The organism is Candidatus Dependentiae bacterium (assembly GCA_026389015.1).
In the GTDB taxonomy this organism is placed as follows: domain Bacteria; phylum Babelota; class Babeliae; order Babelales; family Vermiphilaceae; genus JAPLIR01.
This window is the reverse complement of sequence record JAPLIR010000011.1, coordinates 17163-34282: the sequence shown is the minus strand read 5'-3', so window position 1 is coordinate 34282 and position 17120 is coordinate 17163. Positions and strand designations below refer to the sequence as shown.

18 protein-coding genes are annotated in these 17120 nt (G+C 39.3%); 12 read left to right on the top strand and 6 right to left on the bottom strand.

Translation table 11 applies throughout. The features are described from left to right. Positions 1-9 precede the first annotated feature (9 nt). The 7 genes from ftsY to mutL all read left to right on the top strand — a co-directional run bounded on the left by ftsY (position 10) and on the right by mutL (position 7979). The gene (gene ftsY / locus NTX86_01140) at positions 10-900 is read left to right on the top strand and encodes a signal recognition particle-docking protein FtsY (protein ID MCX5921914.1); all 891 of its coding nucleotides are present in this window, start codon (positions 10-12) and stop codon (positions 898-900) included. A 75-nt stretch (positions 901-975) separates the two neighbouring features. Continuing rightward, positions 976-1773: a hypothetical protein gene (locus tag NTX86_01135; protein ID MCX5921913.1), complete on the top strand. Its 798-nt coding sequence runs from the start codon at positions 976-978 to the stop codon at positions 1771-1773. Between the two features lie 118 nt (positions 1774-1891). After that, positions 1892-2812 (top strand): peptide chain release factor N(5)-glutamine methyltransferase, encoded by a 921-nt coding sequence (gene prmC / locus NTX86_01130; GenBank protein ID MCX5921912.1) that lies wholly within the window; start codon positions 1892-1894, stop codon positions 2810-2812. After that, positions 2784-3497 (top strand): hypothetical protein, encoded by a 714-nt coding sequence (locus NTX86_01125; protein MCX5921911.1) that lies wholly within the window; start codon positions 2784-2786, stop codon positions 3495-3497. The genes prmC and NTX86_01125 overlap by 29 nt, the downstream gene beginning before the upstream one ends. Continuing rightward, the gene (locus NTX86_01120; protein ID MCX5921910.1) at positions 3494-4036 is read left to right on the top strand and encodes a hypothetical protein; all 543 of its coding nucleotides are present in this window, start codon (positions 3494-3496) and stop codon (positions 4034-4036) included. Before NTX86_01125 ends, NTX86_01120 begins: the two co-directional genes overlap by 4 nt. 268 nt (positions 4037-4304) lie before the next feature. Then, positions 4305-5861: a hypothetical protein gene (locus tag NTX86_01115; GenBank protein MCX5921909.1), complete on the top strand. Its 1557-nt coding sequence runs from the start codon at positions 4305-4307 to the stop codon at positions 5859-5861. A 234-nt stretch (positions 5862-6095) separates the two neighbouring features. Then, a complete protein-coding gene (gene mutL / locus NTX86_01110) occupies positions 6096-7979 on the top strand; it encodes a DNA mismatch repair endonuclease MutL (GenBank protein MCX5921908.1) in 1884 nt (627 codons plus the stop codon). Here mutL and NTX86_01105 read toward each other — a convergent pair. After that, positions 7963-8292: a hypothetical protein gene (locus NTX86_01105; protein MCX5921907.1), complete on the bottom strand. Its 330-nt coding sequence runs from the start codon at positions 8290-8292 to the stop codon at positions 7963-7965. The two genes, mutL and NTX86_01105, sit on opposite strands and share 17 nt — an antisense overlap. A gap of 165 nt (positions 8293-8457) precedes the next feature. Between NTX86_01105 and NTX86_01100 the strand changes: the two genes are divergently transcribed. After that, the gene (locus tag NTX86_01100; protein MCX5921906.1) at positions 8458-8967 is read left to right on the top strand and encodes an ankyrin repeat domain-containing protein; all 510 of its coding nucleotides are present in this window, start codon (positions 8458-8460) and stop codon (positions 8965-8967) included. A 124-nt stretch (positions 8968-9091) separates the two neighbouring features. Then, positions 9092-10282, top strand: coding sequence for an ATP-binding protein (locus NTX86_01095; GenBank protein MCX5921905.1), 1191 nt, complete (start codon positions 9092-9094; stop codon positions 10280-10282). A gap of 79 nt (positions 10283-10361) precedes the next feature. Here NTX86_01095 and NTX86_01090 read toward each other — a convergent pair whose 3' ends face one another. From NTX86_01090 to NTX86_01075, 4 genes are all read right to left on the bottom strand, one after another. After that, positions 10362-11114, bottom strand: a complete 753-nt coding sequence (locus tag NTX86_01090) for a hypothetical protein (protein ID MCX5921904.1) — start codon at positions 11112-11114, stop codon at positions 10362-10364. A gap of 25 nt (positions 11115-11139) precedes the next feature. Then, complete coding sequence (locus NTX86_01085; GenBank protein ID MCX5921903.1) at positions 11140-11964, bottom strand: hypothetical protein; 825 nt, start codon at positions 11962-11964, stop codon at positions 11140-11142. A gap of 121 nt (positions 11965-12085) precedes the next feature. After that, positions 12086-12289 (bottom strand): hypothetical protein, encoded by a 204-nt coding sequence (locus NTX86_01080; protein ID MCX5921902.1) that lies wholly within the window; start codon positions 12287-12289, stop codon positions 12086-12088. A gap of 123 nt (positions 12290-12412) precedes the next feature. Then, complete coding sequence (locus tag NTX86_01075) at positions 12413-13075, bottom strand: FkbM family methyltransferase (GenBank protein ID MCX5921901.1); 663 nt, start codon at positions 13073-13075, stop codon at positions 12413-12415. Positions 13076-13188: 113 nt separating this feature from the next. Here NTX86_01075 and NTX86_01070 point away from each other — a divergent pair, with 113 nt between their 5' ends. Next, positions 13189-14661, top strand: coding sequence for a glycosyltransferase (locus tag NTX86_01070; GenBank protein MCX5921900.1), 1473 nt, complete (start codon positions 13189-13191; stop codon positions 14659-14661). Here the strand turns inward: NTX86_01070 and NTX86_01065 are convergent. Then, positions 14648-15598: a hypothetical protein gene (locus NTX86_01065; protein MCX5921899.1), complete on the bottom strand. Its 951-nt coding sequence runs from the start codon at positions 15596-15598 to the stop codon at positions 14648-14650. The two genes, NTX86_01070 and NTX86_01065, sit on opposite strands and share 14 nt — an antisense overlap. Positions 15599-15705: 107 nt before the next feature. Between NTX86_01065 and NTX86_01060 the strand changes: the two genes are divergently transcribed. Beyond that, on the top strand, positions 15706-16452 hold the full coding sequence (locus NTX86_01060; GenBank protein MCX5921898.1) for a glycosyltransferase: 747 nt from the start codon (positions 15706-15708) through the stop codon (positions 16450-16452). 19 nt (positions 16453-16471) lie between these two features. After that, positions 16472-17110, top strand: a complete 639-nt coding sequence (locus tag NTX86_01055; GenBank protein ID MCX5921897.1) for a hypothetical protein — start codon at positions 16472-16474, stop codon at positions 17108-17110. Positions 17111-17120 lie beyond the last annotated feature (10 nt).

Below are 17120 nucleotides of genomic sequence, written 5' to 3'. Positions count from 1 at the left end.
GCTCCTCCTATGTTTGGCTTTCTAAAAAACACCTTACAAAAAATTTATAATCAATTCACCACAAAAATTCAGGCGCTTTTTGCGCGTAATACGGTGGACGCTGCGGCACTCAAAGAGTTGGAGACAATTTTAATTGCGTCAGATGCTGGTGTTAAAACAACACGTACTATTATTGAGCACCTCAAGCAAACCTATCAAAGCGGTAAGCTGCCAGAAGGTCATACGCTCAAAAATGTTCTTGAGCAGCAATTGCTTGCCTTGCTTCAAACAAAAAAAGCACCAACTCATGCTACGGTTTACCTTCTTGTGGGTATTAACGGTAGCGGCAAGACAACCTTTGCTGGCAAGCTAGCAAATAGCTTAAGTAGCCAGGGTAAAAAAGTATTACTCGTAGCTGCCGACACGTTCCGTGCTGCAGCTCCTGAGCAACTGACCCGTTGGGCAGAGCGTAGTAATACTGCAATCTTGGTGGGTAATCCAAATCAAGATCCTGCATCGGTGGTATTTACCGGATGCACAAAATTTAAAAACGAGCAGTTTGACACCTTAATTGTCGACACCGCGGGTCGCTTGCAAACGAAAACTAATTTAATGAAAGAGTTAGAAAAAATTCGCAATGTGATCGGCAAGCAGTTGCCACATCATAACGTGTGTGCCTTATTGACTGTTGATTCCATGCTTGGGCAAAACTCCTTTGAACAGGCAAAATTATTCCATGAAAGCACACATCTTGATGGTATTGTGCTCACCAAAATGGATGGCACGGGTAAAGGTGGCATTGTGTTTGCCATTACGCAAGAGCTTGGCATTCCTATTGCTTACATAACCTATGGCGAACAACTTGACCAATTAAAAGTGTTTGATGCGCAAGAATACGTAGAACAACTACTTAATGGATAATCTTGCGTTGTCTCTATTCACCATGATAGGCTCGCTATAATTATCATCTTAATATAATACCCGAGGAGTGATCATATGCAGAATCGTTTTACTCTAGTTAAAACTTTTAAACATGTGTTTCAAATCATAAAAGTTGATTATCTCAATTTATTAAAAATTTTTATGTTGTTGTTACCGGTCATTTTTATAGTTGATTTATTGGTGGGCAATTTGCTTATGCACATTTTTTCGCTATCAAAGACGCCATTGGCAACATTGTATTTATTTAAAGTTTTACGACCTATTGCTGTATTTGGTTTGCCAGCAATTATTTATATTAATTATTATTTGCATTCACATGATAATAATCAAATTTCTTTTAAAGCACTTGTTCCGGGTTGGCGGCAATTTATTAAATCATTTGTTCTTTTAATGGTACTCTGTATAACCATGACAATATTTGTTTTAAAATTAGAATTCTTTGCATATGAACCAACAATAATTAGATCATACGAGTTTATAAATTTAGAGAGAGTAGATTACGTTTTCGCGTCAACATTTTTTCTTATTTTTTTCTTATTTTTTTTATACCTTCGAGTTGAATTCTTTATGCATATCATTTTTGATAAAAATGCAAGCGTTATAGAGGCTTTCAAGACAAGTTGGAAGCTAACCAAAGGTAACCTATTGAAACTATTTATGGGCTTGGTAATTATTGGTATAGCTGTCTCAATAATAAACAAAACATGGTATATTTTTGCAAGTCATGTGATGCCTTCGCATATATGGGTAGGTAACGTTATTACCGGTGCTATGTGTGTAAGTTTTCTTATGCTTTTTCAAACGTGTGTTTATCGGCAGCTTACAACTAGTCACTTTGCAGAAATTCAATAAAATCGACAAGTCTTGAGAAGCCTAATGGGTGTTAAAATATTCTTTGTTCAATGCAGTTATTTTATCATCTTACATTCGTTTGTAGTTTTTCGTAGTTCGATCTGTTATTGTTCTTTGTATGGAACAAAAAAAAATAACGGCGCTCATTGGGCGCATTAAAACTTCATTACGGCCTGTGTACCACGACGCCACGTTGCGTGAGCAATCTGCATGGTGGATAGTCGAAGCTATTACTAAAAAAAATCATATTGAACTTATAGCTCAGAATTCTTTTGAGTTGACGCCAGAACAAGAGGCGCAGTTGGCAGCCTGGCTTGATGCGCTGATTAATGAATCTATGCCTTTGCAATATTTAATAGGATCGGTACCATTTGTTGACCTTGAAATCATGGTCAAACCACCGGTGCTGATTCCTCGTCCCGAAACAGAAGAATGGGTTGCTAATCTTATTGGTGATTTAAAGAGGTTAGAAAATCAATCGATCACCATTTTGGATGCTTGTACTGGTTCTGGGTGCGTTGCATTAGCATTAGCGCATGCATTGCCAGCGGCACAGGTTTATGCCATTGATATTTCGGCTCAAGCACTTGAACTTGCAAAAGCTAATGCACAACACAATGGCATTGCCAATATCACCTTTATGGAATCGGATCTTTTTGATGCGGTACCAACGGATCAGTTATTTGACCTTATCGTATCCAATCCGCCCTATATTTCGTTTAATGAATTTGAAGAGCTTTATAATTCAGTCACTACGTGGGAAGATCCGCAAGCATTGGTGGCTGAGGATGAAGGATATGCTATTTTGTATGAACTCATCGAACAAGCAGCGGATTTCATAGAACTGAATGCTGAAATGCAACAGCGGGGTATTCCACAAGTGGTACTTGAAATTGGGTACAAACAAGGTCACAAGGTTTCTGATTTCATGAAGAGTGCCGGCTTTAATGACGTAAAAGTTCATAAAGACTTAGCGGGCAAAGATCGGACGGTCACAGGAAGGATCGACAGTGTGGTTGATTCCAAAAAAACAACATGAGTTGGTCACTATTATTCTAGGAGATAATCAGCTTGTTTTAAGTTGGTTAAAACCAAAGAAGCAATTGTTTATTGTGCAAGCTTACCGCGTGGTGCCGTTAGCACCGCTCGATGTGAAAAATTCTTATATATTTAATCCTACTGTTCTCAAAAGTCATATTCATCAATTTCTCGCTACTCATAAGCTCACTAATGCCGCTATTGCCTGTGCTTTGTCTGGGCCTGGTATTATGGAACAACTGATTACGCATCCCATGGCTACACCATGCAAGGAAGATTTTACGCTGCAGCATACTACAAGATTAGTGTGGGATTATAGGTACTTGTATCCACAAGATGACGGCACCTTTACCTTTTATGCCTGCGGTATTTCGCAGCAGCAATTATTGCAATATAAATTGTTGGCTATGGCAGCTCATCTGCATCTGCAGTCACTGACTTCCAAACGTATGGCATTATTGACGCTTTATCGTTGTATGCAAGGAAACGCATTCAGGCACAGTCAGTTGGGCGCAGTCATGCAACGGAATAATAATAATATTGAACAATTATGCACGGTGGATATGGTGCGTCGGCTTGTAACCATAGCGCCACATGTGTCGCTTGATATACAAACAGAGGCACAAAACCTTGCTGCTGCAGTTGGTTTGGCCCTAGCGGCGCAGTATGATAAAGGAATCGCATGAAGAATATTAACTTTATTAATGCACTGCCTGCACGTACCTATAAAAAGATTAAGCATTGGACACGTCTCTGTTTTACCGGTTTGGCAGCCATGCTTGTTGCCATGGCAGTGGTACATTTCAAACAGTACGCTGATTATAAGCGCATAAAAGGTGAAAGGGCATCGCTGGAAAGGCAGGCGACTTTGTTGGCCGGTGTTGCTGAGCGGCACAAAGCCTTGCAAGAGCAAGATATCGGGTTGAATACCCGGTTGGCTGTTTTGGAGCGATATACAACGGAGGCACAAAACCCTAGCATGGTGATGACCCAAATCAAGCTATTGCTCGGTAATAAAGGCTTTTTGGAGTCCTTTACGTTGAATAATGATCAAATCTCGCTTATGCTGCGTTGTTCTCAGTGCGATATGGCTACTCTTATGGGTGGATTGCGGCAGATTCCTGGCCTACAGGGCCTTACTCTTACTGCGGTTCAGCCTAAACAGGTAGGACCAGATTTAGTTCTTCAAGTGAGCATCAAGGGTACTTTGGCACGTGGGGCCTAAATTCGATCAAAATAATTCTATTTGTAACTTTATATATTTTGCTATAAAAAGCAGCAATGAATCGATCTGGTATGTTTATAAGTGATCATTTTTCTCTATAAAACTTAATAAAAAAATTGTATAAAAATAGCCCGCTTGACAAACTTTCCCCATCGGTTAATATTAACAATAAGTATTAAATTTTTTCTTATAATTTATTTATAAGTTCTAATTATTAATACAAGTATAATGTTTTAATGAATAATCCCTATATAATGGAGGAAATATTATGAAGGGTATTTTAAGATCAGCGTTCATGGTAACGCTTGTAATGTCAGTAGTTCCAGCGTTTGGGATGACCCCAGAGCAAAAAATTGCAGCAGCAAAAGAAATGGTAGCAAAATCTTTAGATGAGGCAATGCAGCAACATAACGTTGTTTTTCCTGTTTATGAGAAATTGAATCGAACGACAAGATCTGACGTAATCGTTCAATATGCTTATAGTGCAACGCAGCAACAGCATCAGGTCGCTCAACAAGTATTACGTGAATTTAAACCATTGCTTTCTGTGGGATCAGAATTTTTACCGACATTGGCACAACAGGCGCTGCTTAAGAGTCGTGTAGCGCGTATTGAACAACAAGCACTGGTTGCTTCTCGTGAATTTGAAGTCTATAAACAGAGGCTTGAAGGATTAGGTTGCGTATCGCAGGTCGCTAAAGAACAGTTCGAGATAGGTGTGTTATTTAAAAGTCTCACTTCTAAAACTGAACGAGTACAAGCTTTATTGAATCGTGCAGGAGGAGCTATTAAAGAATATTCTATTGTTAAGGACACAAGAAGTTTGGCACAGACCTCACATAAGGCTATGAATGAAGAAGGACAAGCTTTTTATAAACAGTATCAAGAACTTTCTGTCTTCTGTGGTGTTAACAATGTATCGCAAGGTATGGGGTTGATGTTACCGCATTTCTCTCAAGTAATATCTGAGCGTGCAGCTTCTGTTATGCAGCAAGCGAATAAAACGCGTGCCGCATGCCAAAAGTTTGAGGATGCATTAACTGCGGTGGAGAAGGCGATTAATAATGCATTATCCGAAATTTCTTCAGTTCACCAAAAAGTTGCGCAAGTTCGTCAGGTAGAGCAGGTTCTAGTCGATCGATATAATAAAGTATCAGAAAAATTTGATATGTTAAAAAGACGATATGAGGCGCTACCAAAAGAAGTAACAGAACAATATGCGATAATTGGGTGTGTAAAAAAACACGCAGATGATGTTGATAAAGAGCATACAGAGTTCTTAAAGGCGGTTTGCTCATTGACGCTTTTAATTGAGCCGGAGCATAGTTTTGAGTCTAGGCTGAGTCTGACTGATAGCAATTCTCTTTCTTTTTCAAAAGAGGTTCTAGCAAGAGTATCAGCAGTAGCTGCTCAGGCAGGTGTAGTTCATCGAGCATGTGAAACACTAGAAAATGCATTAACAAAGTTGGAGCAAATAATGCAACCTCAAAGTAGTAAGCTTCAAGCTATGCGCAATGCATGCCTAGGATTAACTGCGGGTGTAGTTCCAGCGTTGGTATTGCATCTTGTACGCAATGATAATTTTCAGGTTTCTGAGCGCGCTGGCTCATATTGCCAAAAAGGCTTATATGCTACTCTGGCAGGAGCTGCAATGAGTGGTGTAGCACACGTAGTTAACTCTTGTGTATTTAATAAAAAACCAGAACCATCAATACAAGAATCATCACGTTTAGCAAGGGCATATAACTTTGTAAAAAATCATGCGGGCAAATTAGGCATCATGGCTGGCTTAGGCATTGGTTATAAGCTCCTTGGTCTTAAATAACTTTTAATTCTCTTCTCCATTTTTCAGTAGAGGGCTGCGTAGATAGTACACGCAGCCCTCTACTGTTTTTTTAAGATAATTTTCTTTGGTTAGCAGTTCTACTTTGCTAAAACATTGAGGCAGGCGTAGTTGGCAATTGCCCTGATTTTTGTGTGTAGTTTTTTCTTTGGCTGAGCAGAATAAATATGCTACGCTTTATAAAAAATTATACTCATAGCAATCCAGGTTTTTATTATGCCAAAAATACATCGTCTTGCCCCTGATCAAATCCAGAAAATTGCAGCTGGAGAAGTGGTCGAGCGTCCGGCTAATATCGTTAAAGAACTTTTGGAAAATGCTCTTGATGCTGGTGCGACACACATCACGGTGTACATAGAACATGGCGGTAAACAGCTGATTCGCGTAGTAGATAACGGTTGCGGTATGTCGCTTGAAGATGCGCATATGTGTTTTGAACACCATGCGACCAGCAAAGTGTCCACGGTGTATGACCTAGACTCAATAACCACGTTTGGTTTTCGTGGCGAAGCGCTTTCAAGCATAGCAGGCGTAAGCAAAGTAACGCTTATTACCAAAGAAGAAGGCGCGACAGAAGCGATTAAACTTGAGTTGGAGCAGGGGGCTGTTATTGAAGAATCGTTGGCCTCGGCTAATGTTGGTACCGATTTGGCAATACGGGATATATTTTTTAATGTGCCGGCCCGTAAAAAATTTTTAAAAACCGATGATACTGAGTGGCGTGCAATCGCACAATTGTTTTCTGCATTTTGTTTGGATTATTTAGACGTTAATTTTAAATTGTTTCATAACAATGCATTGCACATGCATTGTCCACCGACAGAAACTATTGAGCAACGTATGACCCAAGTATGGGACCATGCCATGGCTAATGTTATGTTGCCAGTCAATGCCACGGGCAATCAAGGTGGCATTACCATTCATGGCGTTATTTCCAATCATCAGTACATGCGCTACGATCGCAGTAATATATTCTTTTTTGTTAACAAGCGTTGGGTAAAACAACAAAAACTTTCAAGCGCATTGCTCAAAGGATATCTCAATGTTATCCAGCCAGGGCGTTTTCCCGCAGCATGTATTTTTATTGAACTTGATACGGCGCATGTTGATATTAATATTCATCCACGCAAAGAAGAAGTTCAATTTTTACATCCACGTGTCATTGAGCAGCTCCTGCAGCAGGCCGTAAAAAGTGCATTAGAACAGAATGTTTCAAACCAACTGAAAAAAACTATCACCTTTGCGCCAGCAACCGAGGTGCAACATTATTCGCCCAATATACAGAGAATTGCTATTGAGCCGATGTATACGTTGCCAGCAAAATATATGCCGTCATCGCTATCGTTAGAAAAAAACAATGTTACGCATCATGTGCCTGTGCAAGAAATGGTGCATACACAAAGCACGATTGCGCAAAGCTTACAAGCGGCAACAATTGATGCAGCCTTGCAAACAAGTCCTTTTATTGGTGACGAACAAGAAGAATTTACATCTGTTTCTGAACAGGTAGTTTCAGAAAAAAATTACACATTTATTGGACAGTTTAGTAAGACCTATCTTTTACTAGAAAAAGAAGAAGGATTGTATATTGTCGATCAGCACGCAGCTCATGAGCGGGTGCTGTATGAATTATTTTCAAAGCGATTTAATGATGTTGCAACAATTCCGTTGTTATTTCCTTATGCTATTACTATTAAGCCCGATGATATAACTCTTCTGGAGCCGTATTTGGATATTTTTGAACGTAATGGTATTGGTATAGAAATTTTTAGTTCGACACAACTTATGGTTAAATCAACGCCCGTGCATTTGAAAAATCAATCCTTGGATGATCTTATCCAAGCGGTGATAAGTTGGATTACCGAAACACAACATCTTGATGAAAAACAATTTTTCAAAACTATTAATGAACGTATGCATGCGCAAATGGCCTGCAAGGCAGCGGTTAAAGCTGGTGATGTGTTGAGCAAGGAGCATATTGAACAACTTCTGGAAGATCTGCACAAAACAGAAAACCGGTTCAGCTGCCCTCATGGACGCCCAACCGGTTGGCTTTTAGGCACGTATGAAATTGAAAAAAAGTTCAAACGTAAGGTGTAATCTGATTTCTGCCAAGCAGTATATATGCTTGAATTCGAGCCGCTTCAATGCGTTCTAAGTGTTTTTTGTGATGAGCGAGATCATTATTTTTTACAATAATTTCGATGTCGTCTAAAAGTCCGAGAGCATTAGTCAGTTTTAAGATGCGGATATCTTCTTTGCAGTATGGGTCTTGCGAATCAACCAACATTTTTTCAACGACGTTGATTCGATACGTAACATAGTTGTCCAAATCAGCATTATTTGTTTTATCGACGCAAACAAGTGAGGTGATCAATAAGATTGATGATAGCATAACATGCATAATTTTCATGGCGTTTCCTTTTTTTAAAATTATTACGATGGCTACTTTTAGTAGTTTAGTGAGCTAGGGAATTAATTAGCAAGTATTGTCTATTTTTGCATCGACTCTTTACAAATCTATTATTTCTCTACTAGCCTGGTAACAAAAAATTGTTAGTTAGTAAGGAGCATTAAAATGAAAAAATATATCACCTTGATTATGACATTACTCTGTATGCATATTGGCCATGTGTCTGCCATGGGAAAACCGGATCTTTCTGATGCGCTTACGTATATTAATCATTTTCGGCAGATGAATTGCGATGATGAAGAAATAGTGATCGGTTTGGTCCAAAGCAAGATAAATGTTAATCGTAAACTAGCGCATGGTTATACTCCTTTGATGTATGCTCTTATCAACGATAGTCCAAGAATTACCGCAATTTTACTCGCTACAAAACGTGTTAATCTTAGAGCAAAAAACGAGTTCAACCAGAATGTTTTGGATCTTGCAAGAGAATTGGAACCGAGTCAGGCAACGGCTGCTTTTGGAAAGTTTTTGGCTGCTTGTGAGCAAGAGTCTGCCCAAGAGCGAGAAGAAAAAGCCCAAGGCCCAGAAGAAGATCTTGTGGTGCCACGCATGAGTTTGGCTACCGCAAGAAGAGTAGCCCAATGTCGTAGTGGTGGGTGGTGCACGATTCTGTAACTGTTTTATGTGGTCCGGATGGGTATAAGTCTGGTTTTCAAAAAACCCCCTTGCTTTTCCCTGTAGTCTTGTGTTACTTTAAAATTGAACTTTAAATTAGCACATAAAATAAGGGATGGAGTATATGTTTTTAAAAAGAGATATAGAGGTAACGCTTAAGCGATATCTTAATTTTCCGGTGGTGGCTATTTTAGGTCCGCGGCAATCAGGGAAAACTACACTGGTTAAAGAATACTTTAAAAACCATGCCTATTTTTCTTTTGAGGATCCGGCAATCCGTGAATTTGCCGCTTCAGATCCTCGAGGTTTTTTGGCAGAGAATGAAAATGAACATGGCATTATTTTGGATGAGTTTCAGTATGTGCCCGAAATTTTATCTTACATTCAGCTTGAAGTAGATCTTAAAACCAGGCCAAGTTATTTTATCATCACCGGTTCGCAGAATTTTCTTATGAACCAAGCCATAACCCAATCACTTGCTGGACGTGTTGGCATTCTTACCTTATTGCCATTTTCAATACACGAGCTTAGTCGTAACAAGATCATACAAAAACGGGCGCTCGAACTTATTGTGCAAGGTTCATATCCTCGTGCTTACACTACCGCTCTTGATATCAATGATTTATATGCTTCCTATATTCACACGTATGTTGAACGAGATGTGCGTCAATTGATTAATGTTGGCGACTTGCTTACGTTTCAAAAATTTTTAATGCTGTGCGCAGGAAGAATTGGACAGCTTCTCAATCTTTCTGAGGTAGCGAGCCAATGCGGTATCACTGCGCCAACAGCAACTAAATGGCTTTCTGTTTTGCAAGCTAGTTATATCTTATTTTTACTGCCGCCACATTTTAATAATTTTAACAAACGTATGGTCAAAACACCAAAGCTATTTTTTTACGATACAGGTGTTGCTTGTAATTTATTGGGTATCACTTCAACCAAGACGTTGTCGTTGTCACCATTTCGTGGACCATTGTTTGAGAATCTCATTGTCAGTGACTTGAGCAAGCAATTTTATAATCGCGGTATGTGGCCATCACTTTATTTTTGGCGTGATCAAAACGATAGATTAGAGGTTGATTGTATTATTGATAAAGGCACGCAACTTATTCCCGTGGAAATTAAGTCATCCGAGACGATTTCGTCTAACTTTTTTGGCCCGATGCAAAAATGGAATGAGTTATCGCAGACTGCTGTTGAAAATAATTATGTTGTCTATGCTGGCCAGATGAGCCAAAAACGAACAAATGGTCGCATACTCAGTTGGGATGGCGTTGGGAATTTAATTGATAAGCTCTATAGCGGTGATTAAAAATCTAATTTAAAAATAATAAGGGACTGAACGCAATAATAATTGTGTTCAGTCCCTTGTTTTATATTATTGAACGAGCCTATTCAGCTTTAGGTTCTAGTTGTTCAAGATGGTTAGACGAAAGTTGACGATAGGCGCACACAGAAGCTAAGCTAGAAAATGGCCAGTAGAGTAAGAATCCGAAGGGGATCCAGCCAAGAACTGTGCTAATTATTATCAAAAGAATGAAATATCCTAAGAGTTCCCAGCCATAGCCCCTTGTCATATGCCAGCTACTTTTTAACGATTCTACTACGCCAGCGTTGTGCGTTAAAATAACATACGGAAAGAACATGAAGCGAAGTAAAAAATAAAAACCAGGTATCACTAATAAAATTAAGCCACCAAGAAATATGAGTATGAATAACATTGATGCAGCCATGAATTTTAATAATTTTGTGATGTCTGGTAATAAATCTGTTATGCGTGCTGCATTGTTATCGTGCACATGTAATGAATAGTTCGTATAGCCAAACTGAAGCCAGTAGGCAAAAAAACTAAACATAATTCCTGAGCTGATTGATGCAAATAAGTGGCCTTTCAAGATCATCATGATAGGAGAGAGTTGTTCTTCTGTTAATGTGCAGCGGGTCCAGAGGCAACCTTTGAGATTGGGTAGATGTTGAAAGATTTCTTTTACGAGCGTCATGTTAATGAGGCCAAGAACTGCCAAAAGCAAGAGCATAATTCCTGCATAAGCCAGCATGCCGACCGCAACAAGGCCAACATTATCGATCATAGTTTTAAAAGCATGTTTAAACGTTGCGAATATCGAAAAGCGTTTTATTTCCATGTTGTTTCTTTCATTTAAGAATTGGTTAAAAAGATTTCTTCAAGGTCAACTGACGATAGGCGCATGCATGTGCCACCATTGTGCATGGTATCCTTACGAGAAGGCCTATTACAATACTGCCAATAAGATTAATCATGATGATAAGTATAGAGTAGGGAACTAAAGAAGTTAAGGCGATAATAATAGGCATGGTGATGATAAGGCCAAGAGTTACGCCATGAGCAACCACTATAACAACGGTGAGGATGCAATGCATAATCGTGGTGAGCCAGCTTTGATTTTTTGTCATGGCCCAGCTTGTGGTGAACGATGATAGCATGCCTGCATTATCGTGAGCAATTGCGCTATTAAAGAAGGTAAAGCGTGTTGCCCAATAGATACCAGGAATAACAAACAACAACATAATGAGGTACACAACGGTGGCAATAAGAGATTTTATTGCTCGCCAGGGTGATGGAAAAAGATAGATGATAGGCGCAGTGCCGTCCGTACATATGGCGGTGATGTAACGGGTTAATCCAAGCCAAAGGTAATGAGCGAGCAGTACGAGTGTAATAAGACTTGTAACCATGACATTAGATTCATACAAGCTATTATGGAGTAACGTTATAACTTGTGGCAATACACTGGTGAGTAAGCACTCAAATTGTAACTGACAGGCCGCTGCATTGTACAAAATGCTTATTGCTGGTTTTACCAAATGCCAGTTCAGTATCGTTGCCAGAGCTGTTGCAACGGTCATAATGGTAGTAGTTATTATTAAGCCGGTGACGAGCGGTTGCCTTTTTTGAGAAAGGACGGTAGCAGAATCCTGGGCGACGGTAGACATTGAAATAGTATAATCTTCCATATATTTCTCCCTATCGTATTACATTGGTACAAAAAAAAAGAAAGCTAAAAAATAATTTTTAGCTTTCTTTCATTCATACTAAGAAAATTCGTAGTAGAAAATCAATCGTTGGCGATAAGGCCTATCTCTTCTTGCGAAGCATTGGCAAACCGGTACGTTCGTTTTCAATTACTTCATAACCTTCTGGTAATTTATCAAGTGAATTTTCGCCAGCTTCGCCTGCAAAGTAATAAATTCTTTGTTTGCGACCACCGGTCAATTCTACTTCTTTTGAATGTAAGTGATACGTTTTGCCACTCTTTTTTGATTTAACTGAAAAAGCCATTGTTTTGAGCTCCTTATGTGAAAAATAGTAATTTTGATTATTAGTGTATCTCAAGGTAATAGATTCAGAAGTAAAAATCTAGAGATTGACTAATATTTTTTATTAATTGACAGATAAGGCTCGTTATTTGCGCACAAATAATGCATTGCCAAAGAACCACGTTGGGTTGTCGGGAAAATTTCTTCCAACCATCGTAAAGCCTTGCTGGCCAAGCCAAGCGACAACATCAGGATAAAGATATTGTCCTTCATATGCTTCCACAAATTCAACTTCGGTGTAAACAACTTTTACATGATTCATGATATTCGGACAACTTTTGAGAACATTGAGTTCGCATCCTTGCAAATCAAGCCATAAGAGGTCAACGTGACTGATGTTGTATTTTTTTTGCCAATCATCGAGTGTGATTGTGGGCACTTCAAGAGTGGTGGGAAAAACAAGCGGAGAAAGTTTCAAGCGCTCTTTTGGTTTAAGAAGCGAATTGCCTTGTGATGCTATGTCAGGTTTATTTGGCTTTTCTGAAATATATAACGTGGCAGTGCCGGTTGTATTACTTAGTGCTAAGGGATAACGAATAACGTTGGGCATGTGCACCGTGTTGGCGGCAAGCTTTTCAAAAATTTCTGGCACCGGTTCAAAAGCGTGCATTGTACCCTTTGGCCACAGTGTGCTCATGTGTAAGGTTTCTTTGCCTTCAAAAGCGCCAGCTTCCACCACGATAGGATTATCGGGTAAATATTTTTTGACATGTGTCAGCGCTAGATGCGATTTGAAAGTGGTAATCACAGTATCTCGTTTTGGCTTGCCGGTTTTTTTTGGTTGGAGTATGCTACACAACCATTATAGTATAGCAGGTTTTTTTATGGTGTCCTGGCATCATAGTTGTAGGGAGTAGTAATATGAATGTGCAAAAAGACACACATAATAATATGGTACATGGTCAGCAAGCGCCACACAATGCACAAGTCGCTGAGGCATCAGTTAAAAAAACTATAGAACAATCAAAGCCTTTTAATTATTGGCTTAAAAAAAATAAATACTATCACCAACAAGTAATAAATTTTTATCGTTTTGTGATTCCCCAAGGAGTCTCCGTGTTGCATGTCAATTGCAAAAATGGCTATTTGCTCGATGCGGTTAAGCCATCGTATGGTGTTGGTGTTGATGCTGATGAACTTTCTATTGGCACGGCGCGTGAGCGTTATGCAAACTATGCTTTTTATCAAGGATCACTTGATACAGTAGGGCAGCACGACCCGTTTGATTATGTGGTGCTTTCATTAGTAACGATGGAGACAGACGACATTCAGGAACTGTTACAATCGTTGCGGCGGCTGTGTCATCCGGGTACGCGCATTATTGTGGATACCTACTCCTATTTGTGGGAGCCAGTGTTAAACATTACACAAAAATTAGGATTGCGCCGGCCGACGGTATTAAAAAATTGGGTATCGCCTCATGATCTACAAAACTTTTTATACATTGCGGGTTTTGAGGTCGTGACCAAAGGTCGTTATATGCTTATGCCAACCTATATTCCTTTAATTTCTACCCTATGTAATGCCGTATTAATGCATGTGCCTCTAGTGCGTAATTTGTGCCTTAATGAATGGATTATTGCGCGGCCTGAGGCAGTTACCGTGAAAGCTGAAAAGGTTACTGTATCAGTGATTGTGCCGTGTCGTAATGAAAAGGGGAATATTGAGGCAGCTGTGTTGCGTTGCCCTGAAATGGGCGCATCGACAGAAATTATTTTTGTCGAAGGCAATTCCAAAGATGGCACACTCGACGAAATAAAACGTGTCTGCGCATTGTATCCCCACAGAAATGTGAGCTGGTATGTGCAAGATGGCAAAGGTAAGGGCGATGCCGTGCGTAAAGGTTTTGCACATGCAACGGGAGATATTCTCATGATTCTTGATGCCGATCTTACGGCCCCACCAGAAGAGTTGCCAAAGTTTGTTGATGCTTTAGTGAGTGGCAAGGGTGAATTCATTAATGGGTCGCGATTGATTTATGGCATGGAATCTGAGGCAATGCGATTCTTAAATTTGCTGGCGAACTTCTTTTTTGGAAAATTATTTTCCTGGTTATTGGACCAAAAAGTAAAAGACACCTTGTGTGGGACCAAAGTTTTGTGGGCGCGCGATTACAAAAACATTGTAGCAAACCGCCACTTTTTTGGAGATTTTGATCCCTTTGGTGATTTTGATTTACTGTTTGGTGCAGCAAAATTGAATCTAAAAATTATTGATATGCCGGTGCATTATAAAAACCGTACCTATGGCTCAACGCAAATCCATCGTTTTACCCATGGGTTGATTTTGTTGAGTATGAGCATGCTGGCACTAAAAAAGTTTAAGATTCGATAAACAACAGGTGTCTGAACTGCTGTAAAAGAATTGGCAACATTTCTTTTATCGATGCATGCCGCTCGTTTTCATCGCAATCAATGGGAACGAGCTTTTCACCTTGAATAATAAGGTTGAAGATGCGAAAATCATTGTGCTTCATGGTAGCAAATTGTTGAATTTTTCTGCGAATCATATCTTTGGTGGGGTAAGCGCCATTTAATTGTTTAAAGGTGTAGAGGTTAATGCCGGGGTGCCATGGGGTCACTGTATAACCGGCAGGTTTCTTCTTGTGTTTAATGAATTTTTTTTTGGCAAACGTGCTTTCGATGGTGTACTCACCAAGCTCCCATGTTTTTTCATAGTTCCACCGGCGTTTAATAATATGTTTTTTGGGTGTGTTGAGCACGTACAGTATTCCTTGCTCGTTGGTGCAGACGTCGCTGAGTGGTTCCCCTCGTTTTTTTTGTATATAATCGGTAATGGCCTGGCACAATGGAGCACCTTGTGCTGGCGCTTGTATAATAAGATAATCGCCAAGTTTCATAAGCTCATTAATAACTTTTTGCCACGTTGTTGGAAAACGATTGGCAATGTCAGGGACAAAGGTGACGTCAAAATGTTCACATTCGCCCAGGCTGTGAATATCGTTGATTGATAGATTTTGTTTGAGCAGCACGACATTATTACATTTTTGGCATGCTGACAGTAGATTTTGAGCGCACTTGGCGTCTATCATAACGCATACGGAATTATAATTTTTTGCGACATGGCAGGAAAGTTGCCCTGTTTCTGGCCACAGTTCTAAAAAGGTTATAGGACGTTGATAATGATTAAGTAATGGTTGCAGTGCTTGGTAATGAGAGAGCGATGTTGGGTTAAGGGTTAATTCTTGGGCTTTTAGTAGTGATGATGCATTTGCCATTAAAAAAAATAGAGATAATGGTATTCTATTCATGATAACTCCGGTTTTTATCGTGTTATTTGTGTTGATGGTGTGATTTTCTTAAAGTGTAGTAAGAATGTGCAGTAAAAAACGACAATTTTTTAAAATTAAGAGAATATATGTCCAAAATAAGTATTATTATGCCGGCTTATAATGAAGAGCGTAGGATAGGAAAAACATTAGAAGAATATATAAGTTTTTTTGATGCGCTCAAGCAACAGCAACTTCTTGATTTTGAAATTGTTGTGGTGTTGAATGGATGCGTTGATAATACCATTAAGGTGGTACAATCAGTCCAAGAGAAATTTGGCAACTGTGTGATTGTTGATCTTAAAAATGCAGCAGGTAAAGGTTTGGCGATTCGTGCTGGTTTTCTTGATGCGTTGAGACGCCCCAATAATTTCATAGGGTTTGTTGATGCAGATATGGCAACGTCGCCCCAAGCTTTTTTTGATCTTTTTCGGCATATAGAATTTTACGATGGTATTATCGCTAGTCGTTATATGAAGGGTGCCAAAATTCATCCACCGCGACCTAAGATTAAACGTTGGGGTAGCTGGTTGATTTACGAATCACTCATTAAACTTCTTTTTGGGCTTTCGTATCATGACTATCAATGCGGCGCTAAGTTGTTCAAACGGCACACTATTGAAACAGTAACTCCTCATATGGAGATGACTAAATGGGCCTTTGATGTTGAAATTTTGTATTTATGCAAAAAGTTTGGCTTTAAGATTCGGGAATTTCCTACTGAATGGTATGATAAAGAAGGCAGTAAGCTGCGTATGAGTTCTGGATTTCGTATGCTTGCTTCTCTTGTAAAATTACGATTGCGTCATTCGATATTCAGAAATTTTTTTACCTAATATTTCATGGGGAAGAGTTATGAAGAAAATGTGCGGACTATTTTTTATGATAATCTGGTTTTTTTGTGCTCCATCCGTTTATTCAATAGAACAAAAAAAAGATTATTTAACGTTTGAAGTGGTTTTGGCAGACGATGATGAAAAAGCATCATCGTCTACTGATCATTATGATAAAGATCATAATGGTGATACATTACATGGCCAACAACCCGCCGCGCATAATTCACAGGGTCAACTCAATGATTGCCAAGCACAGTATCGCGCATTGGAGTATGAGCACCATCAACAGATGCATGCAAATTTAGCGCGTGCTGTTGAGCTTGATGATGTGAAGTGGCTGCGTGCTTTATTGATTCGTAAAGCTGATATTACGCAAAAGAATGATTTTCTTGTCAAGTATGCTATTGCAAAAAATCGTCCTTATTGTCTAGAGCTTTTAATTGAGGCAAAGGCGACAGTTGATCTTGCAAGAATAGATATGACGCAACCGCAGTATTTTGTGAATCGACAGCATTGTTTAGATGTTCTGCAGAGCGCGAATTTGGACGAAAAGAGTGCAGATATTCTCTGTGCTATTCAAAATGCATGGAATGTTCGTCCACTTGTTCAGGAGAATAAAAAAGAGGATACAGAATGCACGTGGTGTTCGATAATGTGATAGAGGTAAA